22 protein-coding genes are annotated in these 24,221 nt (G+C 69.3%); 12 read left to right on the top strand and 10 right to left on the bottom strand.

What is annotated here, in order from left to right; all coding sequences use genetic code 11:
- Window positions 1–29: 29 nt before the first annotated feature.
- Window positions 30–1,097: an AAA family ATPase gene (locus tag EGM46_RS01750; protein WP_206427465.1), complete on the top strand. Its 1,068-nt coding sequence runs from the start codon at window positions 30–32 to the stop codon at window positions 1,095–1,097.
- Window positions 1,094–3,706, top strand: coding sequence for an AAA family ATPase (locus tag EGM46_RS01755; RefSeq protein WP_125098451.1), 2,613 nt, complete (start codon window positions 1,094–1,096; stop codon window positions 3,704–3,706). Before EGM46_RS01750 ends, EGM46_RS01755 begins: the two co-directional genes overlap by 4 nt.
- Before the next feature lie 15 nt (window positions 3,707–3,721).
- On the opposite strand, the gene EGM46_RS01760 is transcribed toward EGM46_RS01755, so the two are convergent.
- The gene (locus tag EGM46_RS01760) at window positions 3,722–4,150 is read right to left on the bottom strand and encodes a hypothetical protein (RefSeq protein ID WP_206427473.1); all 429 of its coding nucleotides are present in this window, start codon (window positions 4,148–4,150) and stop codon (window positions 3,722–3,724) included.
- Between the two features lie 116 nt (window positions 4,151–4,266).
- On the opposite strand from EGM46_RS01760, the gene EGM46_RS01765 reads away from it, so the two are divergent.
- The gene (locus EGM46_RS01765) at window positions 4,267–4,827 is read left to right on the top strand and encodes a YdeI/OmpD-associated family protein (RefSeq protein WP_125098452.1); all 561 of its coding nucleotides are present in this window, start codon (window positions 4,267–4,269) and stop codon (window positions 4,825–4,827) included.
- A 934-nt stretch (window positions 4,828–5,761) separates the two neighbouring features.
- Here the strand turns inward: EGM46_RS01765 and EGM46_RS01775 are convergent.
- The gene (locus EGM46_RS01775; RefSeq protein WP_206427466.1) at window positions 5,762–6,442 is read right to left on the bottom strand and encodes a DUF3887 domain-containing protein; all 681 of its coding nucleotides are present in this window, start codon (window positions 6,440–6,442) and stop codon (window positions 5,762–5,764) included.
- A 218-nt stretch (window positions 6,443–6,660) separates the two neighbouring features.
- Between EGM46_RS01775 and EGM46_RS01780 the strand changes: the two genes are divergently transcribed.
- Window positions 6,661–7,062 (top strand): thioredoxin family protein, encoded by a 402-nt coding sequence (locus EGM46_RS01780; RefSeq protein WP_125098453.1) that lies wholly within the window; start codon window positions 6,661–6,663, stop codon window positions 7,060–7,062.
- Here the strand turns inward: EGM46_RS01780 and EGM46_RS01785 are convergent.
- Window positions 7,059–8,828: an amidase gene (locus EGM46_RS01785; protein ID WP_125098454.1), complete on the bottom strand. Its 1,770-nt coding sequence runs from the start codon at window positions 8,826–8,828 to the stop codon at window positions 7,059–7,061. The two genes, EGM46_RS01780 and EGM46_RS01785, sit on opposite strands and share 4 nt — an antisense overlap.
- Window positions 8,829–9,001: 173 nt before the next feature.
- On the opposite strand from EGM46_RS01785, the gene EGM46_RS01790 reads away from it, so the two are divergent.
- Genes EGM46_RS01790 through EGM46_RS01800 form a run of 3 tightly spaced genes read left to right on the top strand, consistent with a single transcriptional unit; the run spans window position 9,002 to window position 14,519 of the window.
- The gene (locus EGM46_RS01790) at window positions 9,002–10,474 is read left to right on the top strand and encodes a DUF3375 domain-containing protein (RefSeq protein WP_125098455.1); all 1,473 of its coding nucleotides are present in this window, start codon (window positions 9,002–9,004) and stop codon (window positions 10,472–10,474) included.
- Window positions 10,471–11,172, top strand: coding sequence for a DUF4194 domain-containing protein (locus EGM46_RS01795; RefSeq protein ID WP_125098456.1), 702 nt, complete (start codon window positions 10,471–10,473; stop codon window positions 11,170–11,172). Before EGM46_RS01790 ends, EGM46_RS01795 begins: the two co-directional genes overlap by 4 nt.
- Window positions 11,169–14,519, top strand: a complete 3,351-nt coding sequence (locus EGM46_RS01800; RefSeq protein ID WP_125098457.1) for an ATP-binding protein — start codon at window positions 11,169–11,171, stop codon at window positions 14,517–14,519. The genes EGM46_RS01795 and EGM46_RS01800 overlap by 4 nt, the downstream gene beginning before the upstream one ends.
- Window positions 14,520–14,563: 44 nt before the next feature.
- Here the strand turns inward: EGM46_RS01800 and EGM46_RS01805 are convergent, their stop codons facing one another.
- The 6 genes from EGM46_RS01805 to EGM46_RS01830 all read right to left on the bottom strand — a co-directional run bounded on the left by EGM46_RS01805 (window position 14,564) and on the right by EGM46_RS01830 (window position 18,953).
- Window positions 14,564–15,331 carry a DNA alkylation repair protein gene (locus EGM46_RS01805; RefSeq protein WP_125098458.1) on the bottom strand — a complete coding sequence of 256 codons (768 nt, stop codon included), beginning with the start codon at window positions 15,329–15,331 and terminating at the stop codon, window positions 14,564–14,566.
- Entirely contained in the window at window positions 15,328–15,810 is a 483-nt protein-coding gene (locus EGM46_RS01810) for a MarR family winged helix-turn-helix transcriptional regulator (protein ID WP_164512778.1), read from the bottom strand. Before EGM46_RS01810 ends, EGM46_RS01805 begins: the two co-directional genes overlap by 4 nt.
- A gap of 93 nt (window positions 15,811–15,903) precedes the next feature.
- A complete protein-coding gene (locus EGM46_RS01815) occupies window positions 15,904–16,308 on the bottom strand; it encodes a GntR family transcriptional regulator (protein WP_125098460.1) in 405 nt (134 codons plus the stop codon).
- A gap of 4 nt (window positions 16,309–16,312) precedes the next feature.
- Window positions 16,313–17,200 carry a metal ABC transporter permease gene (locus tag EGM46_RS01820; protein ID WP_125098461.1) on the bottom strand — a complete coding sequence of 296 codons (888 nt, stop codon included), beginning with the start codon at window positions 17,198–17,200 and terminating at the stop codon, window positions 16,313–16,315.
- The gene (locus tag EGM46_RS01825; RefSeq protein ID WP_241156116.1) at window positions 17,197–18,000 is read right to left on the bottom strand and encodes a metal ABC transporter ATP-binding protein; all 804 of its coding nucleotides are present in this window, start codon (window positions 17,998–18,000) and stop codon (window positions 17,197–17,199) included. The genes EGM46_RS01820 and EGM46_RS01825 overlap by 4 nt, the downstream gene beginning before the upstream one ends.
- Window positions 17,997–18,953, bottom strand: coding sequence for a metal ABC transporter substrate-binding protein (locus EGM46_RS01830; RefSeq protein WP_206427467.1), 957 nt, complete (start codon window positions 18,951–18,953; stop codon window positions 17,997–17,999). Before EGM46_RS01830 ends, EGM46_RS01825 begins: the two co-directional genes overlap by 4 nt.
- Window positions 18,954–19,098: 145 nt before the next feature.
- On the opposite strand from EGM46_RS01830, the gene EGM46_RS01835 reads away from it, so the two are divergent.
- Entirely contained in the window at window positions 19,099–19,527 is a 429-nt protein-coding gene (locus tag EGM46_RS01835) for a CrcB family protein (RefSeq protein ID WP_125098463.1), read from the top strand.
- Complete coding sequence (locus tag EGM46_RS01840; protein WP_241156117.1) at window positions 19,524–19,922, top strand: fluoride efflux transporter FluC; 399 nt, start codon at window positions 19,524–19,526, stop codon at window positions 19,920–19,922. Before EGM46_RS01835 ends, EGM46_RS01840 begins: the two co-directional genes overlap by 4 nt.
- Here the strand turns inward: EGM46_RS01840 and pdxY are convergent.
- Window positions 19,919–20,770 (bottom strand): pyridoxal kinase PdxY, encoded by an 852-nt coding sequence (gene pdxY, locus EGM46_RS01845; protein WP_125098464.1) that lies wholly within the window; start codon window positions 20,768–20,770, stop codon window positions 19,919–19,921. The genes EGM46_RS01840 and pdxY overlap by 4 nt on opposite strands.
- 591 nt (window positions 20,771–21,361) lie before the next feature.
- Between pdxY and EGM46_RS01850 the strand changes: the two genes are divergently transcribed.
- The 3 genes from EGM46_RS01850 (at window position 21,362) to EGM46_RS01860 (ending at window position 24,172) form a co-directional block, all read left to right on the top strand.
- On the top strand, window positions 21,362–22,621 hold the full coding sequence (locus EGM46_RS01850) for an RICIN domain-containing protein (protein WP_206427468.1): 1,260 nt from the start codon (window positions 21,362–21,364) through the stop codon (window positions 22,619–22,621).
- Between the two features lie 163 nt (window positions 22,622–22,784).
- Window positions 22,785–23,456 (top strand): hypothetical protein, encoded by a 672-nt coding sequence (locus EGM46_RS01855; RefSeq protein ID WP_125098466.1) that lies wholly within the window; start codon window positions 22,785–22,787, stop codon window positions 23,454–23,456.
- A gap of 104 nt (window positions 23,457–23,560) precedes the next feature.
- Window positions 23,561–24,172 (top strand): hypothetical protein, encoded by a 612-nt coding sequence (locus tag EGM46_RS01860; RefSeq protein ID WP_125098467.1) that lies wholly within the window; start codon window positions 23,561–23,563, stop codon window positions 24,170–24,172.
- Window positions 24,173–24,221 lie beyond the last annotated feature (49 nt).

Consider the following 24,221-nt stretch of genomic DNA (forward strand, 5'->3'; position numbering starts at 1 on the left):
GTGGGCCTCGAAGATACCTACTGGACGCGGTGGATGAACGCGACGAGGCGAAACGGCGCATCCGGCACACTGTCGATGGCCAAGAGGCAGAGGTTGCGGGAGCGTCTGTACCGCGACCGACGCGCCTCGTAGCGGTGTCGACCGACTACGCGAGCGTCCAAGAACACGCGATTACGAACTTCGTCAGGCTCATCAGAGAGATCAACCCTGAACGTCTACTGCTACATAACCCACCCGCGCTGATCCAGGCGCAGCTCGACCGCGTGTTCAAGACTGATGTCAAGCGCTTTGATTATCCTGTTGTGACCCGTAAAACGCTCGTTAAGTTCAGAGACGGTTTCACCGACCGGCTTGTCGGGCAACGATCGGTGCGGGAGCGAATGCTTGCTGCCCTGTATCCGCTGACCACTACGCGGCGCACCAAACCAGTTGTTCTGATGTTCTACGGCCCATCTGGCGTTGGCAAGACGGAAACCGCCCAGTTCGTCAATGGGCTACTCGGGGGTGAACTGTTACGCAAGCAGTTCTCCATGTTCCACAGTGACAAGTTCGCCTCCTACCTCTTCGGCGGGACGCACGCCGAGGCCTCGTTCGCGCGCGATTTGCTCGATCGGTCTTCCGGCGTGATCCTGATCGACGAGTTCGACAAGGCAAATGCGGTCTTCCACAGTGCTTTCTACGAAGTCTTTGATGAAGGAGTCTTTGAGGACAAGAACTACCGCGTACAACTCGGCCCGGCGTTGATCATCTGCACTTCGAACTACGGCTCGGAGGATGAAATTCGCCACGTCCTCGGTGACGCACTCTACTCGCGATTCGACGCGCTCATCTCCTTCGAGCCACTCTCGAGCGACGAGGTCAAACAAGTTATCGATCGTCTCGTTGACAGTCGACTCGCCAAGCTCTCGCCCGATGAGTTGGCGAGGCTCGATGCGGACGATATCAAGGCGATGCTGCATACGCGTGCGAGCGGCACCGGCAACGTGCGCAAGCTCGGCAAGCTGGTCGATGAAGTCATTTCCTTGGTACTCGTGCGGGCAGTCCTGGGTGAATTTCCAGGGAGCAGCGAACAATCAGACACGAAGGACGCAGCATGAGCGACGAAGTAACTTCGATCAGCGTCAACCCCGACGAGGATGCCGAATCGGTGGAGTCAACCGAGCTTCTCGACCCAAGGGCACTGCTCGCCGACTGGGCGAACGCCAATGATGAATGGGTGCGCCTTCTCGTTGCTGAGGTCATTGCGAGCGCGCGCCCTGTTGGCGAGTCAACGATCGAGAAGGCGTACCAGCTGTTTCGCCAGGAGAAGGCCCTTGACAAGCGTGAGCTGCCGGTCGTCCCGCAGCTCAACGTCGAAGCCCGTCAGGACGAGTCAGCACCGTCGCTGACTCTGACTCGGCTCTCTGATGTTCACGGCATCAATGCGCTGGTGTCTGGATCGGTGATCGAGCCTCACGAGGGGTTGACGATCTTGTACGGCGAGAACGGCACTGGGAAGACCGGTTACTCTCGTATCTTTAAGGCGCTCGCGAACAGCCGTACTGCCGATACGATCCTCGGCGATATCGAAGCGGACGCCGTCGAAGAGCAGGGCGCAAAGCTCGAGTTCACCCTTGGTGACGAGGCACAGACCCTTGCTTGGACTGGTGCGCGAGGTGTTTCACCGTTTACGAGAATGTCGATCTTCGATAGTCCCGCTGTCACGACACATGTCGATGAAGACCTCGACTACGTTTACGTTCCGGCCGCGCTGGCCCTTTTCAAGCACGTTACTGCGGCGATCCAGGCGGTCACAGGTCGGGTCGACTCCGCTATTGCTGAGCTTAGCTCCGGGAGCACAGGGTTGCTCTCGCGATTCCAGCGCGGTTCCACCATCTATCCGCTTATCGAAACGCTCGGTGCGTCCTCTGATCTGGTTGATCTCAAATCGAAGGCCAAGGTCTGCGAAGCTGACAGCGCGGAACTCGATTCGCTGACCCAAGCGGTAGCGGCTCTACGCGCCAACACGATGGGCACACAGATCACGGCGCTCAAAAGCCAGCAGCGCGTCTTGACCCAGGCCGTAGCTGCGACTGAAGCCCTGTCTACCTTCGACCAGATCGCCTACAACGCGGCTCTGGCCAAACGGACACAACTCGCGACCGACTACGAGACCTTTCGCAGCGAACTCTTCGCCGTTGCAGATCTGCCCGCTGACCCCGACGACACATGGAACGAATTCATTGAGCGAGGCGAAACCTATCGCCAGCATCTCGTCGACCTCGAAGTACACGATGCGGATCGGTGCCTCTACTGTCGTCAGCCTTTACTTGACCCCGCTCGAGATCTTCTTACGCGCTACTCGACCTACCTCGAAGACAAGATCTCAGAGGACATCCGCACGACCGACACCGCGGTGGCTGCTTTCAAGCGTCAGATCGCCAACATCCAGGGCAACGAGATGGCCGCGTTCATCGACGAGTACAAAGACTCCGACGAAGCCAACCGGCCAACATTCTTCGCACAGGTCGAGACGATCGAGAACACGCGGATCGTCGTGACTGCTGCTCTTACCGAAAACCTGCCGGTCGACATCAAGATCGCAGATAGGATTGCCTCTACGAAAAGCACCGTCGCGAGTGTATTGAAAGCTACTGACGCTGACATCACCGAGCTACAGAACCAGCAACAGAATCGCGTAAAGGTGCTCGACGAGAAGCAGGCGGAACTGCTGGAACTCAAGGATGCCGTCGAACTCGGAAGGTCATGGCCGCTGATTGAATCTCAGGTCAAGAGCGCCAAGGAAGCGGACCGTCTGCGAACGCTCAAGAAGCCGATGCCGCAAATGTCCAGAGCGGTCACGGAACTCTCCAAGACCGCCAGCAACCAACTAATCAACCTAAACTTTGACGCGCTGTTCCTCGAAGAGTGCGAGGCGCTCCGGACACCGCCGATGAAGCTGCAGTTCGTCGGACGGGACGGTAAGGCCCAGCGTCGCAAGGTCATGACCGGCAAACACAAACCGTCGAAGGTGCTCTCCGAAGGCGAGCAAAAAGTGCTGGCACTCGCCGACTTCTTGGCCGAAGCGCGGCTTGCAGGCATTACAGCACCGGTGATCTTCGATGACCCGGTTTCCAGTCTCGATCACCGTCGGGTCAACGAGGTCGCTGAGCGTATTGTGCGGCTATCTGACAATGTCCAGGTCATTGTCTTTACGCACGATATTCTTTTCGCCACAACTCTCATGACTCTCTCGGAAAAGTCGAAACGTTGTTCGCTGTTTCAAATCACGGATGAGAACGGCAAAGGGCAGGTCAGTCGTGCGACAGGGTTGCGTACGGACTCGCTGAGCGCGATCAAGGGACGAATCAACGCAGCGATCCAGAACGCGAAGGCGCAGGAGGGCGAAGTGCGAGATGCCCTCGTGCGGATGGCCTACAGTCATGTCCGAGCGTGGTGTGAGGTATTCACCGAAGAAGAGCTGCTAAAGGGCGTCACCAAGCGCTACCGCGCAAATGTTCAGATGACGACACTGCCGAGCATCGACGGGAGCAAGCTCGACGATATCGGCCCCAAGGTAGCCGAAATCTTCGAGGTTGCCTGTCGGTACATCGATGGTCACTCCCAGCCGCTTGTGACATTAGGGGTCAGCCCCACGCTCACCGGCTTGGAGCAGCACTGGGCGGAGCTACAGGAACTCAAGAAGGTCAACGACAGCAAGTCGTGACATGGAGCGGTCACGCTACGACGCCTGATCATGCCCGTGAGCGTCGCGCGTGGAGATCCCTCGCACCTTCAGCTGATAGAGCACCGTAGTCGCGTTGAACCCGAGGCGGTCTCCCACCTTTGCAAGGGAGTAGCCAGTCTCGTAGAGGTGAACCATTTTGTCGATTTGCTCAGGTGTCGGCGAGGCACGTCGCAGGGCGACGCCTTGCCGTTTCAAGACAGCGCTGATCGTGACACGATGGCAGTCGTACACGACGGCAAGTTCGTAGACCGTCTTCCCCGCCTTATAGGCGGCGACGATCTGGCTGACCTTCTCGTCCGAGAGTCGCGGCTGCGTCGTGCGCTTACGACCAACGTTCGCCTGCGGAAGCTCGCGGACTGGCTCAGTCGAGAGGTGACGGTGGGCCTTTCGTAGTTCGTTTGCATGCGAGGAGAACAGTCCCACCAGTGAACGCCTCGTCCTTCGGGACGGGGCGTTTCTTATCTCGTGCCGCCGCACTCCGCGCTGACGTGATGGAAACTCGGCAGTCGAGAGCACGAGTACGGCGTGAGGAGTCAGGGATGGGCGCAATCGAGCCGGTGCTCATGGTCGACGTGCACGCGTGGCGCGCTTGGCTCGACGCGCATGAGGACTCGTCTGACGGGTTGTGGCTGCTGCTCGCGAAGAAGGGCACGGAGCAGCCCACCTCGCTGAGCTACGCGCAGGCGCTCGAGGAAGCGTTGTGTAGCGGGTGGATCGACGGCCAGAAGAAGTCGCACGACGCGGCGATGTTCCTGCAGCGCTTTACGCCGCGGCGGACTCGATCGATCTGGTCGAAGCGGAACGTCGGCATCGTCGCCGAGCTCGTCGAGGCGGGCCGCATGCGGCCGCGCGGCGCTGCGGAGGTCGCGCGTGCGCAGGCGGACGGGCGCTGGGATCGTGCCTACGCGGGCTCGGCGACCGCAGAGGTGCCGGCGGATCTCGCGGCGGCGCTTGCGGCCGCGCCAGGCGCCGCCGAGCGCTTCGCGGCGCTGACCTCGGGGGAGCGGTATCCGATGCTCTTCCGGCTGATGACGGCGTCCGACGCGCAGCGCCCCGCAAGGGTGGCGCGAATCGTCGAACAGCTGACCCGAGGGGAGTAGGGGGGGCGCGACGGGAAGTTCGAGGCGCAGGGTCTCCTGCTCCTGCTCCTGCTCCTGCTCCTGCTCCTGCTCCTGCTCCTGCTCCTGCTCCTGCTCCTGCTCCTGCTCCTGCTCCTGCTCCTGCTCCTGCTCCTGCTCCTGCTCCTGCTCCTGCTCCTGCTCCTGCTCCTGCTCCTGCTCCTGCTCCTGCTCCTGCTCCTGCTCCTGCTCCTGCTCCTGCTCCTGCTCCTGCTCCTGCTCCTGCTCCTGCTCCTGCTCCTGCTCCTGCTCCTGCTCCTGCTCCTGCTCCTGCTCCTGCTCCTGCTCCTGCTCCTGCTCCTGCTCCTGCTCCTGCTCCTGCTCCTGCTCCTGCTCCTGCTCCTGCTCCTGCTCCTGCTCCTGCTCCTGCTCCTGCTCCTGCTCCTGCTCCTGCTCCTGCTCCTGCTCCTGCTCCTGCTCCTGCTCCTGCTCCTGCTCCTGCTCCTGCTCCTGCTCCTGCTCCTGCTCCTGCTCCTGCTCCTGCTCCTGCTCCTGCTCCTGCTCCTGCTCCTGCTCCTGCTCCTGCTCCTGCTCCTGCTCCTGCTCCTGCTCCTGCTCCTGCTCCTGCTCCTGCTCCTGCTCCTGCTCCTGCTCCTGCTCCTGCTCCTGCTCCTGCTCCTGCTCCTGCTCCTGCTCCTGCTCCTGCTCCTGCTCCTGCTCCTGCTCCTGCTCCTGCTCCTGCTCCTGCTCCTGCTCCTGCTCCTGCTCCTGCTCCTGCTCCTGCTCCTGCTCCTGCTCCTGCTCCTGCTCCTGCTCCTGCTCCTGCTCCTGCCGCCCGCGCTCCCGCCGCTCGCGATTGCTGCGAGTGTGATCCGGTATGAGGATCCAAACCGGCTCACACCCTCACCAAATTGCAGTTTGTACCGGCGGGGAGCGGCCGACAGCGCCGGGTCCGAGGGCCCCTCTGGGCTCCCGGTCAGAACGGCAGATCCTCCGAGCCGAGCGGGGCGATCAGCAGGCCGGTGATCTTGCCCGCGCCGTTGTAGGCGACTCGACCGAGCCAGTCGCCAGCCTCGTGGCGGAGTGTCGTTTGGACGACTGCCCCGGAGATCAGGTGCCGGTTGGCGAGCTTTCCGAGCGCGCTGTCCCCATCCGGCGTGCGCACGGTGAGCTCATCGCACGACTCGAGCTGTCCCGTCTCGCGCACGACCTCGTTCCAGACACCCATGACTTTGCGTTTGGTGAGCGCCCGCGCACAGCTGTACGTCATGTCGGCGCGCACCGCCTCGTAGTCGCCGGCGCTCAGCCGTTCGAATACCGCGCGCGTGCGTTCCGTCAGGTCGATGGTCGGTGATGCCGTGTCCGTTCCTTCCGTTGGTGGGTGTGCTGCCGCTCCGAAACGCTTGAACGCGGCCTGTCGACTGACGCCGAGCGCGTCGCCGATTGTCTGCCATGAGAGGCCACCGCGCCGAACGGTCACCACAAGCGCCGTGAGCGCGTCGTGAGCCTCGTGACTGAGCGCATCGGTGCTCCGAATCGCCGCGCGGGCCTCGGCCTCGCTCATGGCGGCATCGGTCCCGCCGCGCAGGGCATCCTCGACCTCAGTGGCGAGCGCGGAGAGCGATCGCGGCGGCTGGACGGTTGGTGTGTCGGGCATGCCCCGAGCGTAGGTCAGGCATTCTGTGATTGTCAACCTAAGGTTGACACGCACGCGCCTGAGAGCGGCCCGTGCGTTTCGGGCACACCGCGCGAAACGGTTGACCAGCCCCGCCAGGGCCGTTTCACTGGGTGGGAGCGGCTGAGCGGGGGCCGGGCGCCGAGCGCGAGACACCCGAGCACGCACGAGGAAGGGGAGCGCACTTCGCGCGACACACGATGAGCACAATTGAGATCACCAAGGACAACCTCGAGGAGACCCTCACCGCGGGCGGCATCGTCCTGCTCGACTTCTGGGCCGACTGGTGCGGCCCCTGCCGATCGTTCTCGCCCGTGTACGAGGCGGCGTCCCAGCAGCACGAGGACATCGTGTTCGGCAAGATCGACACCGAGGCGCAGCAGGAGATCGCCGCGATGTTCCAGATCACGTCGATCCCCACGATCGCCGCGTTCCGCGACGGCATCGGCGTGTTCTCGCAGGCCGGAGCGTTGCCTGCCCCCGCGCTTGAGCAGCTGATCGACGGCGTGCGCGGCCTCGACATGGACGACGTGCGCGCGCAGGTCGCCAAGCAGGCCGCGGAGCAGGCCGACGCCGACGCCGCGAGCGGCGAGCCGGCCTAAGCGCCACCCGGCTGCGCGGCCGCAGCACCCACGCCGCCCGTCGGCGCCGCGTCCTCTGGCAGGGCCGGCGCGGCGGGCGGCGGCGTCCGGAGCGCCGGACCACCGGCCTCGAACGCCGCGGCGTATCCCAGCAGATCGGGATCCGAGTACGCCGCACCGGCGAACGTGATCCCGACGGGCATGCCGATGTCGTGCATCGTGCCCATCGGCACGGTCACCGTCGGGATGCCGACGTGACGCAGCGCGTAGTTGCCGTGCGAGAACTGCGTGCCGTTGGTCCACGCGAGGTCCGCGGCCGCCGGATCTCGGTCGGCCGTGGCCGGGCCCACGTCGGCGTTCGCGGGGAACACGATCCCGTCGAAGCCGTGCTCGGTGAGCCACCGCTCCACGAGCTCCTCCCGCAGTGCGATGAGTGCCCGGAGCCCGCGCGCAAAGTCGGGGTGCTCACGCGGATCGGGGATGCCGGATCGCGCCGCCGCGACGACGCCCGCGAACCGGTCAGCGTGGTCGCCGACGCGCTCGTAGCGATCGGGCAGCTGCCCCGGCGGGGTGGGGTAGATGCGCCGCGAGTCGACCGCGGACAAATCGGGCAGCGCTGGATCCCCGTTGGCGCGCAGGAAATCGTCCCAGCCGAAGCCGAGAAAGCCATGGAACTCGAGCTCGCCCCAGTTGGCCGGGAGGTCGCCGAGCGCGCCGAGGTACTTCTGGCCTGGCCGATCCCGCTCGTAGGCCGCGATGAGCGGGAAGTCGGTGACGACGAGTTCGGCGCCGAGCGCCGCCAGGCGATCCGCTGCGGCGTGCCAGAGCCGCAGGATCGACGGGCGCACCGCCATCGGATACGCGGGATCCGCGCCGAGGTACATCGCCGGCACGGCGAAGCGCCTGCCGCGCAGCGCGTCGGGGCGCGCGAGCGCCGGGTAGGACGCCGGCCGGTGCGCGCTCGCGCGTGGGATCGGCACCACCAACTGCCGCCGCCAGAAGTCGCCGCGCGTGTCGGGATCATCCTGAACGAGCACGTCGAGCAGGCGGAGCATGTCCGGCATCGTGCGGGTGTGCGGCACCACGACGTCGCGCGCGGGGAAGAGCGGCCAGTTGCCGCGGATCGAGAGCACGCCCCAGCTCGGCGTGTACGCGCACAGGCCGTTGTTCGAGGCGGGGCTGCGGCCGGAGGACACGGTCTCCTCGCCCATCCCGAACAGGGCGAAGCTCGCCGCGGTGGCCACGCCGGAGCCGTTCGACGAGCCCGAGGCGTACGCCGCGGCGAGGTAGTCGCGGTTGTACGGGCTCTCGGCGCGGCCGTACAGCCCGCGCTGCATGCCGCCGTCGGCCATCGGGGGCATGTTGGTCTTGCCGATCAGGATCGCGCCGGCGCCGCGCAGCAGCTCGACGGTGCGCGCGTCCCGCTGCGCGATGAGGGAGGCGAACGCCGGCGAGCCGGCGGCAGCCGTGAGGCCGCGGGCGAGATAGGAGTCCTTCACGGTGAACGGGATCCCCTCGAGCGGGCGCTGGGTGCCGGCGCGCCACCGTGCGTCGGACTCACGTGCCGCAGCTGGCGCGGCCGGGTCGAGCACGACGACGGAGGTGAGCCCCGCGGGCCCGCGGTCGAACCGGGCGATGCGCGCGAGCGACCGCTCGACGAGCCAGGCGCTCGTGATCTCGCGGCGGGCGAGCGCGGCGAGCGTGTCCGCGATGCTCGCCTCCGCGAACGAATAGCCGGCGCTGGGCTGCGCTGCGGTGCCTGGCTCGGGAGCTGGGTGCGGGATCATGCGGCGCCTTTCACGTGCTCATGCTGGCGAGCGGGATGCCGCGCGCAGGGCTCCCGCCAGTCTTGCAGCCGCGGCGCCAGCGGGCGCGGGGCAAGCGGCACAGCTTTTCGACTCGAAACAGTGCGTCTGCACTGGCGCACGCCACCCCCTGACGCGCGGTATTCTGGAGGGATATGTCACACTCACGGGCTACGGCGAGCTACCGCCAGGCGGCAGCGGCGTTCCAGAACCCGATGCTCGAGCTGCTGCACGGCCGCTACGCCCCCTTTGTTGTGGCGGCGCTCTCGCAGATCTTCACCGCTGAGCGGCCCACCGTCGCGATCTCCGACGCGCACGTCGAGGTGGGCGACGCGGTGGAGGAGCTGCGCGCCGCGGGGCTCGACGAGGGGGAGCGGCGGCTGCCGGCCGGCTCCGGCCGCGAGATCTGCCGTTACTGGGTGCGCGTCGGCTGGCTCGTGCCCCAGATCGAGGACGAGGTCGAGGTGTACCGCCTCTCCGCGCAGGCCGTTGGCGCGCTCGAGATCGTGAGCCGCGCCGGCGCCGGCCGTGCCCGCGTCTCTCGCTCGCGCGTGCGCACGCTGCTCGACTCGGTCGACCAGCTGGTGCAGAGCGCCGAGACGGATCCCGAGCAGCGCCTGGCCGCGCTGCAGGCGGAGCGCGCGGCGATCGACGCCGAGATGGCGCGGCTGCGTGCCGGTGAGATCGACTCCGTCGACGACGAGCTGCTGCTCGAGGAGGCGGAGAACGTGCTGCACCTGTCGCGCGAGCTCCCGGCGGACTTTGCGCGCGTCGCCGAGTCGATCAACGCGATGCAGCGCGACGTGGTCGCCGAGCTCCGGCGCGACGTGCGACCGGCAGGCGAGGTGCTCCGCGAGTATCTGCAGCGCGGCCAGCACGTCATGCAGGCGACGCCCGAGGGGCGGGCCTTCTCCGGCGCGCTCGCGCTCATCGGTGACGCCGAGCACATCGACCAGCTCACCGAGCAGCTCTCCGGCGTCCTCGCCCAGCCGTTCGCCGGGCTCATGGCGCAGGAGCAGCGGAGCGAGCTGCGCGCCATCGCGAGCCGGGTCGAGCAGGGCGTGCAGGAGGTGCTCACCGCGCAGCGGCGCGCCTCGCACGTGATCACCGCGCAGGTGCGCACCCACGACCCCGCGCGCGATCGCGAGGTGGACGAACTGCTGCGCAGCGTGATGTCGGGCCTGCAGACCTGGATGCAGCACTCGCGCCAGTCCGACCGCGCTGAGCCGCTGCGCAGCCTGCCAGCGGCGCAGATCGGGCACCTCAGGCAGTCGCTCAGCGATCCCCGGCCCCCGCGCGGGCCCGAGCCGCTGCGCGCCGACGAGGCCGACGTCGAGTTCGTTGACGCCGACACGCGCGCGTGGGGCGGCCCGCGCTACCCCGAGCTCGAGGCGTACGTCGCCGGGCTCGGCGCCGAACGCTTCGACCTCGCCACGGCCTTCGCCGGCACGGATCCCGATACGCGCCGCCCCGTCGACCTGCTCGGGCTGCTCGAGATCGCGCACCGCAACGGCATGGTCGAGACGGAGGACGTCTCGATCGCCGAAGCCCTCCGCCCGGACGGCACCGTTCGCTCGTTCGCGTTCGGCGCCGTGACCGCCAGTACCCAGAAAGACCAGACCGCATGAGCGACACCCCAGGACTGGACGCCACGCAGAATCCGGACGACGCGTTCATCGCCGCTGTCTCGATGGAGCGGGATCCCGACGAGAGCTTCCCCGGCGACCGCGGCGTGCTCGACCTTGAGGTGCGTCGCGTGCTCGTCCGACTGCTGCAGCGCCGCTTCCTGCTCGCCGAGCGCAACCCTGACGAGTGGAAGGTGCTCCTCGAACACCAGCACATCATCGAGTCGCGGCTGCACGATCTGTTCGTGCGGCTCGTCGTCGATCCCGCGCGCGGGGTCGCGTACAAGCAGCAGATCCGATCCGATGAGCTCGAAGCGCCCATTCTGCTGCGCGACGAGGCGTACACGCGGGCCGAGACGCTCGTGCTCGTGTACCTCCGCACCGTGTACCAGCGCGAGTCAACGGCGGGGGAGCCCGCCGTGCGCGTCGACGTCGAGGAGGTGGAGCAGACCGTGCTCAGCTACTTCACGGCGGCAGACGGCGATGTGGCGCGCCGCCAGAAGGCGATCCGCACCGCGCTCGGCCGGCTGCGGCACGAGGGCATCATCGACGAGGAATCCGAGGGCCGGTTCCGCATCAGCCCGCTCATCGAGATCGTGCTGAGCGCGCCGCGCCTGCGCGAGCTCGCCGAGTGGCTGCGCGCGCAGAACGCCGACCACGCCGCGACCACCGCACCCGAACAAGGAGACCCAGCGCTGTGACCATGCTCGACACCCTCTTCGGCCTCATCCCCGCCGAGTCGCGCGGGCAGCAGTGGGCGGCCGACGAACTGCAGCTCGTGAACTGGGGCGGCTACGACGGCGCGCACCGCGTGCGCTTCTCGCCGACCGCGACGCTGCTCTGCGGCGGATCGGGATCGGGGAAGTCGACCCTCATGGACGCGTACATTGCGCTCATGATGCCGCACACCACCCCGTTCAACGGCGCATCGAACGGCGGCGTCGCCGGGCGCCCGCGCGGTGAGGAGCAGCGCAACGTGCTCTCGTACGGCCGCGGGAAGATCGACGAGTCGCGTACCGAGGAGGGCACGCAGGTGCGCGTGCTGCGCGGCGACGGCAGCGACACGTGGACGGCGATCGCGATGACGTGGCTCGACCACGACGGCTCGCGCTTCACCGCCGTGCGCGCGTGGTACATCCCGGCGGCCGCGCGCCTGCTCGACGACACCGTGAAGGTGCGCGCGGTCGTCGACGGCCCATTCGACCTCGCCGCGCTGGAGCGTGCGGCCGAGCAGCGGCTCTCCGACGCCGCGGTGCGCGCCGCCGGCCTCGAGTCGATCGCGACCGACCGCGAGTTCTCCGCGCGCATCCACTCGGTGCTCGGGATCGGCGCGGCCGGCGCCGGAGCGAAAGCTATGAGCCTGCTCGCGCGCATCCAGGCCGGGCAGCAGATCACCACCGTCGACGAGCTCTACAAGCGCATGGTGCTCGAGGAGCCGGAGACGCTCGCGATCGCCGACGCGGTGGTGAGCCACTTCGACGAGCTGGAGAGCACGCGCACGCGCATGGTCACAGCGCAGAAGCAGGTGCGCGCGCTCCGCCCCGTTCGCGATATGCGTGGCAGGATCGAGGCCGCGGCCGAGCGCCTGCGCCTCATCGACGAGGTGGGCCGGTTCACCGAGCCCTCGTCGATCGCGGCCCTCTGGCGCACCACCCGCCGACTCGAACTGCTGCGCGGCGTCGAGGACGAGCTGCAGCAGCGCAAGCGCGACGCCGACGCGGAGGTGCGGGCCCAGCACGTGCTCGCCGACGCCGCCGAGGCCGAGCGCGGCGCGCTCGCTGAGGTGCTGCGCGCCTCAGGCGGGGACCGGCTCGACACGGCCGAGCGCGAGCTCGCGCGCGTCGAGCGCCGACTCGTGACGGTGCGGCTGCAGCGCGAGCGCTTCGAGGACGCGACCGCAGCGCTCGGCGAGGAGATCACCTCCGAGCGGGCGTTCACCGCGCTCACCGCGCGCGCTCGTGAGGCGCTCGCCGACGCCTCGGCGAAGGGTGCGGCGCGGGCCGCCTACGCCGAAGCGCGCGGCGCCGCTGACGTGCTGCGCCGCCGCAGCGACGCGCTCGTGCGCGAACGCGAGCAGACGCTCGAGCGCAGCGACGCGATCTCCCCGATCCTGCACGAGAGCCGCGAGCTGCTCGCCGAGGCGGCCGGGATCCCGATCGCTGAGCTGCCGTTCGTCGGCGAGCTCGTCGAGGTGCGTACGGAGTTCGAGCCGTGGCGCGACGCGTTCAACCTCGCCCTCGGGGGCTTCGCGACGACCCTGCTGATCGACGAGGCGCAGCTGCCGGCGTTCCGCGCAGCGATCGACACCGTGCGCACCCCCGTGCGGCTGCGGTACGAGGGCGTGCCGACCGGGCTGCCGCGCGCCGACCGCCTCGAGTCGGGGCGCCTGCCCGGGCGGCTCGACTACCGGGACACCCCGTTCACCGGCTGGCTGCAGGAGCGGCTGGTACGGCAGTACGACTTTGTCTGCGTGGATCGCGCGGCCGAGCTCGCCGGTCACGCGCAGGCGCTCACCATCGCGGGCCAGCTCTCGCAGGGCAGCCGCGGCGCGCACGGCGGCCAGGGGCGGCGCAACGTGCTCGGATTCTCGAACCAGCGCCGCATCGCCGAGCTCGACGAGGAGCTCGCGGCCATCGCGGCCGAGCTCGCCGGCGCCGCCCGCGCCGAGTCGGAGGCCGACGGCGCGCTCGACGCCCTGGAGGCGCGGCTCGCGGCATACGCGGCGGTCCGCGAGGCGAGCTGGGAGGAGCTCGACGTCGCGGCGGTGGAACGCGAGCAGCAGCGCTGGGCTGGCATCATCGCCGAGGTGACCGAGGGTAACCCCGAGATCGCCGCCGTGCAGCAGCAGCTCGCGGCGCTGCGCCAGAAGGTGGCTGCGCTGCAGGAGCAGATCGGCCGAGCCAAGGGCGAGCAGGAGCGCATCGCCGAGCAGTGGGCGCGCATCACCGACGAGGTGGACGACGCGCAGCAGCTCGTCGACGCGGCCGAGGACGCCGAGCGTGTGATCGCGCCCGAGCAGCTGCACTACCTGCGCTCGCGCTTCGAGCTCGCGGACGGCGCGGCGACCGGCAGCGCCGCGGAGCTCGCGCGCTTCGACGCGGCGCTCGACTCCGCTGGGCGCCGCATGCTCGAGGATCAGGCGGTCGCGCAGGCGACGCTCGAGGAGCAGCGCGACGCGCTGCGCCGCACCCTCGAATCGTTCCTCGAGGCGTGGCCGAACCCCACGCTGCGCGCCGACCCCGACGCGTCGCTCGCCGACTTCGAGCGCATCCTCACCGAGCTCGAGGCGAGTGGACTGCACGAGCTGGAGGCCGAGTGGAAGGCGAGCCTCCTCCGGCTCTCCGGCAACGACCTCGCGAACCTCGACTCGGCACTCGGGCGCGCGCTGCGCGAGATCCGCGAACGCATCGAACCGGTCAACCGGATCATGCGCGACCTGCCGTTCTACGACGACGAGCACCGACTGCAGATCACGCCGCGGGAGCACCAGACGGAGCCGCGCCGACGCTTCCGCGCGGAGCTGCGCGAGGTGCGCGCGCTCATCGACGCGGCGGGGACGGACGCCGAGCGTGCGCACGTGTACGAGCGGATGGCCCGCCTGATCGCGCGCATTCGCCGCACGGCCCCCGACTTCGCCGACCTCATCGACGTGCGCAACCACGTGCGCGTGAGCGCCGAGAAGGTCCACGCCGACACGCGCGCGCACGCGGCGCTCTACGACCACATCGGCGAGAAGTCGGGCGGCGAGTCGCAGGAGCTCATCGCGTTCATCGTCGGCGCGGCCCTGCGGTATCAGCTGGGCGATGCCGACGCCGAGCGGCCGCGCTACGCCCCCGTGTTCCTCGACGAGGCGCTCATCAAGGCGGACGCGCACTTCACGAAGCGCGCGATCGGCGCGTGGCGCGGGCTCGGCTTCCAGCTCATCATCGGCGCCCCCAACGACAAGTACAGCGCGATCGAGCCGCACGTCGACGTCGAGTACGACATTCTGAAGGACACGCAGGGCCGATCCTGGGCGAAGCCGAAGGTGGCGCTGCCGGTCGTGTAGGGCGGCCGGTCGGGGCGAGGGCCGCAGCCTGCCGGGGCCGCCGACTACGCGGCGGGCAGCGAGCGCAGCGCGCGCCGCACGATCCGCTCGGTCGCGGCCCCCGGGCTTTCGCGCAGCCAGCGCGCGGTGAGCGCACGCGCCCAGTCCGGCTGCGTCTTCGCGGCGTCGTTGATCCAGTTCGCCACGGAGTCCTGCACGTATCGTTCGGGATCGGCGCGCAGCGGCTCCAAGAGCGGCTCGCCGAGCGCTGGCGCGGTGGCGAAGTCGGCGATGTGTTTCGCCCACACGCCGCGGGGTCGGAGCGACTCGCTCGCGAACCGGCGCACGTGCGCGGACGGGGCGTGCGTCCACGGTGTCAGGAGCGAGATGGCGCGCGGCAGCTCAGCGGTGAGCCGCGGCCGCAGCGCCATCCACACCCACTCGCGCACCGTGAAGCACGGGTCGTCGGCGCGCGGCTCGGCCGCGGCGAGCAGCTCGGCCAGGTCGAGCTCCGTGCGCGCCGCGAGGGCGAAGCACCACCAGCCGCGCACGGTGTCCGAGGGGTGCTCGGCGAGCGGCGCGAGCTCGCCGGGTGGCACGTGCTGCTGGAGCGCCGCGCCGATCGCGCCCATGCGGCGGAGGATGCCGAGCTGCTGCGCCGCGTTGGCCGCGGCGAGGAGCTCGGGGGTTGCCGCGGGCAGCGCGGCGCGCAGGAGCGCGCCGTGATCGATCGCGAGCGCTTCGCTCAGCGTGCGCGCCTCGGCGGTGCCGGCCTCGAGCGCCGCGAGGTGCTCGGGGGCGATGATCGTTGTGCTGCGTGCGCCGGGGCTCATGCGCCGCCCCCGAGCCGCGCCTGCAGCGCCCCGAGCGTCGCGAGCGCGCCGTCGAGCGCGGCCGGGTCGAAGCCGGCAGCGAGCTCGCCGATCCACGCGCCGTACTCGGGGCTCAGCGCGTCGAGGGCGCGCTCGCCGGCCGGGGTGAGCGTGATGGTGAGCGAGCGGCGATCGTTCGGGTGCGTGCCGCGTGAGATGAGCTCCTGCCGCGCGAGCCCATCGCAGAGCCCCGTGATCGCGGCGCGGGAGACGCTGAGGTCGGCGGCGAGCTCGGCCGGGGAGGCGGTGCCGCGGCGCGCGACGGCGAGGAGCACGGCGAGCCGTCCCTCGGAGAGCTCGTGCGCGGCCAGCTGCGCGGCGCAGGCGCGGTCGATCAGCGTGGCGGTCTGGAGCACCGCCATGATGGTGCGCGCCGCGGGGGAGCGCTGGCCGGCGTGCTCCAGCAGCAGCTCGTGTTTCATGTCGATGCGTGGATCCATAGGGCACATACTATCAACCCCTTAACCAAGTGTGACGCGAGGACGCTGGGGGCTGCGCCGCGCCCCCAGCACACCGCTCTCAGGGTCGCGGCCTCAGCGCAGCGCCCGAAACGCCTCGCCAACGAGCTCGATCGCCCGCTCGGGGGAGAGCCCGAGCTCGGCCGCGCGCTCCGCGAACTCGCTCGCGGCACGGCGCGCCTCAGCGTCGCCCCGCGCGGCGAGCGACACGAAGGTGCCCGCCCGCCCGCGCCCCTCGACGGCACCGGCCTCGTCGAGCGCGCGGTAGGCGCTCGCCACGGTGTTCGGGGCGAGCCCGGTGGCCTCCGCCAGCGCGCGGACGGTGGGGAGCCGGGTGCCCGGCGGGAGCTCGCCGCTCTGAATCGCGCGGAACACCCGCTCGCGCAGCTGATGCGCCGGCGGCTCGGGCAGCCGCGGATCGGCGCGGAAGGCGAGCAGCTGCGCGAGGGGCGCGGCGTCGCGCTCGGCTGGGGAGGTCATGCGCTCAGCTTAGCCCCGCGGCGGCCGGCGCCGACTCCCGCCGCGCACGCGCACGCGCGAGCCGCTTCCCGAGCAGGCCGTGGCGCGGGCTGAGCAGGTACACGAGCCCAAACGCCGCGCCCTGCACGAGCACCACGAGGCCGCCGGACGCCGCGTCGAGCCAGTAGCTCAGGTAGATCCCCAGCACGGCGCAGCTCGCCGACAGGATCGGCGCGATCACGAGCATGTGCCCGAAGCGATCCGTGAGTAGGTAGGCGGTCGCGCCCGGGATGATGAGCATCGCGACGACGAGGATCACGCCCACCACCTGCAGTGCGACGACGGCCGTGAGCGCGAGCAGTCCGAGCAGCAGCGCGCCGAGCAGCCGCGGGTTCAGGCCGATGGCCTGTGCGTGCGTTGGGTCGAACGCGTAGAGCGTGAGGTCGCGCCGCTTCACCACGAGCACCGTGAACGCCACCGCGGCGAGGACCGCGATCTGCGCGAGCTCAGCCGACGCGACGCCGAGAATGTTGCCGAAGATGATGTGGTTCAGGTCGGTCTCGCTCGGCGTCACCGAGATCAGGACGAGGCCGAGCGCGAACAGCGTCGTGAACACGATCCCGATCGCGGCGTCCTCCTTCACGCGGCTCGTGCTGCGAATGCCGCCGATGAGCGCCACCGCGAGGAAGCCGAAGATGAGCGCGCCGATCGCGAACGGGGCGCCCACCACGTAGGCGAGCACCACGCCGGGGAGCACCGCGTGCGACACCGCGTCGCCCATGAGCGACCAGCCGATGAGCACGAGCCAGCACGAGAGCAGCGCGCACACGACCGCCGCGATCACCGTGGTGAGGATCGCCAGGGTCATGAACTCGTACTGCAGCGGCTCACGCAGGAAATCGAGCGGGCTCATGCGTGACTCCGATCCTCGAGATCCGTGGTGCCCGGCCCGAGCCCGAAGGCGAGCGCGAGGCGCTCGGGCGCGAGCGCCTCCCGGACGGGCCCGTGAAACAGCACGCGCCGCTGCAGGAGCGCTGCCTCGTCGGCGAGCGACGGCAGCGCGTGCAGGTCGTGCGTGGAGACGAGCACGGTGCTGCCACCGGCGGCCAACTCCCTGAGCAGGCGCACGATCATCGCCTCGGAGCGCTTGTCGACCCCGGCGAACGGCTCGTCGAGCAGCAGGATCTGCGCGCCCTGCGCGATGCCGCGCGCCACGAACGCCCGCTTCTTCTGCCCGCCGGAGAGCTGGCCGATCTGGCGCTCGGCGAACTCGGTGAGCTCGACGCGGGCGAGCGCGTCGGCCACCGCGGCGTGGTCGGCGGCCCGCGGGCGCCTCGTCGGGCCGAGGTGCCCGTAGCGGCCCATCATCACCACGTCGCGCACCGACACCGGAAACGCCCAGTCCACCGCCTCGCTCTGTGGAACGTACCCGAGCAGGCCGCGCGAGCGCGCGGCGGCTGGCGTGCCGCCCGCGACCAGCACCTCGCCGCGGTCGGGCCGCACCGCGCCCATGATGGACTTGAAGAGGGTCGACTTGCCCGAGCCGTTCATGCCGATCAGGCCCGTCACGCGCCCGGGCGCGACGCTCAGGCTCGCACCGTCGAGCGCCTGCACCTCGCCGTAGCGCACGCTCACCTCGCGCACGGTGATCGCCGGCTCCCCGGGATCCGGCGCGGCTGGATGGGGCTCCGCGATCCCACGCTGCTCGTTCACCGCCGTGCCCCCGTGAGCGCTGCCGCGATCGTGTCGGCGTCGTGGCGGATGAGATCGAGGTAGGTGGGCACCGGCCCGTCCGGCTCGGAGAGCGAGTCAACGTAGAGGGTGCCTCCGTACACCGCGTCGGTCGCGCGCACGACCTGCTGCATGGGAGCGTCCGACACGGTCGACTCGCAGAACACCGCCGGCACGTCGTTGTCGCGCACGAACTCGATGGTCTCGGCGATCTGCCGCGGGGTGGCCTGCTGCTCGGCGTTGACCGGCCAGATGTACTGCTCGGTGAGCCCCGCGTCGCGCGCGAGGTAGGAGAACGCGCCCTCGCAGCTCACGAGCGCGCGCTGCGATTCGGGGAGCGGTGCGAGGGCGGCGGTGAGCTCGTCGGCGACGCCCTGCAGCTCCGCCTGGTACGCGGTCGCCCGCGCGCGGTAGTCGTCGGCGTGCGCGGGATCCAGCTCCCCGAACGCCTCCGCGATCACGTCGACGTACTGCTGCACCACGCGCGGGCTCATCCACGCGTGGGGATTGGGCTTGCCGGCGTCGGCGTCCGCGGTGATCTCGAGCGGCTCGATGCCGTCGGACACGACGACGTGCGGAACGTCGAGCTGTGCGACGAACTGCGCGAACCAGGCCTCGAGGCCGAGCCCGTTGTCGAGAATCAGCTCGGCCTCCGCCGCGCGCGCGATGTCGCGCGGGGTCGGCTCGTAGCCGTGGATCTCCGCGCCGACCTTCGTGATCGAGGCGACGGCGAGGTCCTCGCCCGCGACGTTCTGCGCGATGTCGGCGAGCACGGTGAAGGTGGTGAGCACGACGGGGCGGTCGTCGGCGGGCTTCTCGGCGCGGGTCTCTGCCTGCGCGGCGGGCCGTTCGCTCGGCGCCCCGCTGGCGCAGCCCGCGAGCAGCAGGCCGCCGGCCGCGAGCAGCGCGGCGCTGGTGCGTGCACTCATTCGCATCTTTCGCTCCTTCGAATCAAAATGTTCGGCATGTCTAACTTTAAACATCGAATGAGCGAAAAAGCGAATCTGAGGCGCGCCGCGCCGGGCAGCGCGGCGCGCCCGGTGGGAGGATGAGGGCACGCGCTGACGGAACGGACGAGGCATGACTGCGGTGACACACGGGGCGAGGCCGGGCCTCGCGGCGTTCGGGCTCGTGGCGCTCGGCGGCGCGCTCGGCTCGATCGCGCGCTTCGGCGCCGGCGAGTGGCTCGGGGAGCGCGGCGGCTGGCCGATCGGCACGCTCGCGGTCAACCTGCTCGGCGCGCTGCTCCTCGGCCTCCTCGTCGAACTCGCCGGCGGGAGCCCGCGCTGGCGCCGCGCGCAGCTCCTCCTCGGCACCGGAGTGCTCGGCGGATTCACGACGTACAGCCTGCTCGCGGCGCAGCTCGCCGAGCGGCTGCTCGCCGGCGAGCTGGGCGTCGCGCTCGGCTACGCCGCGGTGACGGTCGGTGGCGGGCTCGCGGCAAGCCTCGCCGGCATCGCGGGCGGGCGGGCGCTGCGGGCTGGTTCCTCGCGGGGGAGCGCAGCGTGATCACCGCCGCGCCGACGCTCCTCACCGTGCTCGGGATCGCCGTGGCGGGCGGCCTCGGAGCCGCCGCACGCTTCGCGGTCGACCAGGGCATCCCGGCACGCGTCCGCGCGCGATTCCCGGTGGGGATCCTGCTCGTCAACCTCAGCGGCTCGTTCGCCCTCGGCGTCGTCACCGGCCTCGCGCTCGCCGCGCCGATCACCGCGGTGCTGGCGAGTGGTTTCCTCGGTGGCTACACGACGTTCAGCACCGCGAGCCTCGACACCGCGCGCATGATCCTCGCCAGGCGGCCGATCGGTGCCGTGCTGCACGGGCTCGGGACGCTCGTGGGATCCGTCCTCCTCGCACTGCTCGGGATCGGGATCGGTGCCGTGCTCGCGCCGGGCGCTGCCGCTTAGCGCACGCGCTCCGCAGCGAAGCTGACCTGCGGGGTGACGTAGGACTCCTGCGCGGCGATGAGCTGCAGCTCGCGCTGGCCCGAGGCGAGCGTCTGTTCGAGGAGCTCGTAGACGCTCGCGGCGGTCTGCGTGAGCGCGGCCGCCGGGTCGCCGGTGCGGCGCAGGTGCGCGGTGAAGAGAGCCGCGGTGACGTCGCCCGAGCCGTTCGCCTTGATCGGCAGCCGGGGGGTCTGCGTGAGCCACGCGCCCTCGGGGGTGACGGCGAGCATCTCGATCGTGTCCGCTGGGGCGTCGGGCCGCGCGACGCTCGTCACGAGCACCGTGCTGGGACCCTGCGCGCGTGCGAGGTCGGCGGACGCGAGCGTTGACTCGAGCGTGTCGGGGGAGGTGTCGGTGAGGAAGCCGAGCTCAAACTGGTTCGGCGTGATGAGGTCGGCCTGCGGCACCACGCGATCCCGGATGAGGTTCTGCACCTCGGGGGCGACGTGGCAGCCGGAGACCGCGTTGCCGAGCACGGGGTCGCACGCGTAGATCGCGTCCGGGCTGTGCTGCTTCACGCGGGCGACCGCGTCGAGGATCGCGTCGCCGATGCTGTCGCCGCCCTGATAGCCCGAGAGCACCGCGTCCACCCCCGCGAGCCCGCCGCGCTCCTCGATGCCTGCGACCACCTCGCGCACGTCGTCGCCGGAGAGCATGGGGCCGCGCCAGGCGCCGTAGCCCGTGTGGTTGGAGAACAACACCGTGTGCACGGGCATCACCTCGACGCCGAGGCGCTGCAGCGGGAAGACGGCAGCCGAGTTCCCGACGTGCCCGTAGGAGACGGCGGACTGGATGGAGAGGATACGCATGCGCCGATCCTCCCACTGGCTCACCGAATGGACCAGTCTGCCCGCCTCCAGCTGGACCACAGGGCCCGGGTGCCCGCCCGCGGACCCAGGGGCCCACCCTCATCCAATCGAAACGTGGCAAACCGACCCTTCGGCCGCGGGAAGGGTCGGTTTCCCACGTTTCGATGGGGGGCGCCCCGCAGGGGCGCGTCGCGGGCGGGGCGCCCCGCGGGCGCAGCGGGCACCCTGCGCGCACGGGGTGGAGCAGGCCGCACGCGCAGCGGCAGGCGCTCGAGCACTGCATCGGATACTCCGGCGCACGGGAAAGCCCACAAGCGGACGATCGCTTCACAGTCGGTGCAGAGGATTGGAACAGCCCCGCCGTTCACTCAACCGAGAAAGACACAGGTTCCCGTGCCACTTCGCCGAAGCCAGACGACGCGTATGCCTGCTCGACGCAGCGTCCGCCGCCTGGGCCGCCACCAGCTTCGCGGGCCACGCCGAACCGGCCGAATCCGCGGCGTGATCGCGATCTGCATGGCCGGTCTCCTCGGTGCGAGCGGTATGAGCTCCGCAGCGCAAACTGCGGCGGCGTTTCGGGATCAGGCTTTCTTGAACGCCTCGTTCAGGGCTGACATCTTTGACATCCAGGTGGCCAAGATTGTTGACGGCAAGTTCCTGCAGAACGGCAACCAGTGGATGCAGGCCGAAGACGAGAGCGGCCAGACCGCGCAGGAACAGTGCGTTGAGCCACTCCGCCCCGGCGGGCCGGCGTGCGAGTTCGAAGTGCGCTACATCAACGCGTCGGGAGGATCCCGCGCGGCGTTCGAGTTCGCGCTGCGCGCGCAGCCGGGAAGTACCCCCTCTCCCGAGCTTCTCAATGCGCTGCGCTTCGACTTTGCCCTCGTCGGTGGCGGCTACTCGGTCACGAATCAGACCTGGGAGCAAATGCAGACGTTCCGCTCGATCCAGGGGGCCGATACCCTCGCGCCCTGGGAGACCCTTGCTGCGAATGTGCGTGTGCGGATCCCCATCATCGAGCGGAGCCCGGTGCAGGACTGGACGCTGCTCGCGGACAAAACCCTGCGCACCGGGAATGGAAACTGCCTGGACGACCCGAGCGGCGGCGCGAATGGCGTGCAGGTACTGAGCTATCAGTGCCACGGGTACGCGAATCAACAGTGGACCTACGACAGCGCCACGAAGAGCATCAAGAACGTGAGCAGCGGTAAGTGCCTCGCGTGGGGCTTCGTCGGACACGTGGTGAACAGTCCGATGGTGGTGTGGACCTGCGACGGCACACTCTCGCAGCAATTCGAACTGCCTGGGCTGCGCATGAAGAATGCGGCCGGGGAGGAGCTCGTCGTGACCGGCGGCAACAGCAACTCCGGCGCCACGCTGCAAAAAGACATCGTCTCCGCGGGTCCGAGCAAGCTGCAGTCCTGGCGGTTGTGGCCCGACGGCACCGTCCGCTCGGCCAACGGAAACTGCGTTGACGACCCGAGCGCGTCGAGCGGTGCCGGGACCAGGCTCGTCGCGTACTCCTGTCACGGCGGGGCGAACCAGCGCTGGAGCTACACCGCGTCGACGGGCGCGCTGAAGAACGAGGCGACGGGCCGGTGCATGGCCTGGGACGCTGCCGGGCACGTCGCGGGAACCGCGCTCGTGTCCTGGGCCTGCAATAACTCCCCGTCTCAGAAGTTCTTGCTGCCGGATCTCCTGACTCTGAGCTCGGCAGGTGCGGTGCTCGCGGTCCAGAGCACGACGAGTAGCCTCCCGCTCACCCTGCGAGAACCCGATGGAATCACCGGTCTCGGCCTGAACGGTTCCTCACTCATCACGCAGCTCCAAGCGCGCGCCACCGCGAAGTAGCGGGGGAGCGTTTACCGCGCGCCGCGCACAACTCAACAGACTTCGTTCCCGCTCCGGCGGAACGACGGCCGATCTTCCGAGACCGGCCACGTGCAGCCCCGAATCCTCGGTGCCGCCTCCCGGGAAACCGGAAACTCCACCCAACACCGAAAGGTTCATCTTCATGACGGACACCACCCCCACCAAGAAGCGCGCATCCGGCCGGAAGCGTGCACTCGCGACGGGCGCCATCGCCCTCACCGTTGCTTCCGCAGCAACCTTCGCGGCGTTCCAGGATGCTGCATGGCTCAACTTCGGCAACGGTGACAAGGGCATCTCGACCGCCAAGGAGGTCGACATCCAGGTGATCAACACCAACGCGCAGGGCGTGCCGGCGAAGTCCAGCTTCGCGCTCGCGACGAGCGATAGCGACTGGCAGGAGTCGCCCGACTCGGCCACCGCAGCGCCCATCAACTTCGATGGTCTGCAGAGCATGGTTCCCGGCAACGTGATCAACATGAAGATTCCGTTCCGTCAGGCGCCGAACCCGACGACCACCCACGGCCCGTCGGCCATCACCTGGAGCATCATCGAGACCCCGGGTAAGAGCACCTCGAACGCCGCGAACGCTGAGCTCCTGAACGCTCTCCGCTTCCAGGTTCCTGGTGGCACCTGGAAGACCTGGGCCGCGTTCAGCGGTGAGGTCACGAACGGGGCCGCTGGCAACAAGTGGCTCCCGGCCGAGGGCGGCGATCTGCTGATCAACGTCAAGGTCCAGGACGGTACCGCTGCGGATCAGATCCGCAACCAGAACGTGTTCCTCCAGGTCGCGTTCGATTCGCAGGTCTGGCAGTAACTGACCCGCTCGCGGGGCGGCTCGTCTGAGCCGCCCCGCGCCCCCAGCATCTCTGTCTCTCCGCTCCGCAGTACGCCCCGCGGCTTCCGCGAAAGGACCACCCCGTGACGCACCTCCCCACCGGCAAGAAACGCGCGCTCCTCAGCGTTGGTGCCGTGCTCGCGGTCGGCGCCGCCGTGACCTGGGCCGCCGTGAGCTCCTCCGTTGAGACCGCGGCCATCTTCGACGGCTCCCGCAACACGCTGGACGTTCGGGCGCAGGCGTCGTTTGATCCCGATTGGCACCCGGACAGCCTGGCCGACATGAGCGCCGAGCCGATCTCCGTGCACGATGAGGATCTCGGCACGATGCTCCCGGGGGAAAGCCGCACAATCTATGTCGCCGTTGGGAACGCGAGCCCGCGGAACCCGGCTCAGGTGACGATGCACATTGACGACCCCGACGATCTGACGGGGATTCCCGGGCAGAACGGCGAGAGCGCCGAGCTGTTTAAGGACTTTCTTTTCACCGTCGAAGAGGACGGAGCCGTGCTGCTCGACAACGTTCCGGGAACCACGGTCGCGCAGCTGCACCACACCTGGGCGCAGCCGCTGCAGGCGCAGGACACCCGTTTCCTCACGGTCACCGTCACTCTCGACCCCGCCCGCACTGACCCGCATCGCCCAGCGCACAGCGGGGTGTCCGTGCGATTCGATGGCGTGAGCGTTCCCCGCTAGCCACCGCCCAGCCCGCCACCACCCCACGCCGCGTCCCCAGGAGGATCCC

It is taken from the genome of Leucobacter chromiireducens (assembly GCF_003917135.1).
GTDB classification, from domain to species: domain Bacteria; phylum Actinomycetota; class Actinomycetes; order Actinomycetales; family Microbacteriaceae; genus Leucobacter; species Leucobacter chromiireducens_A.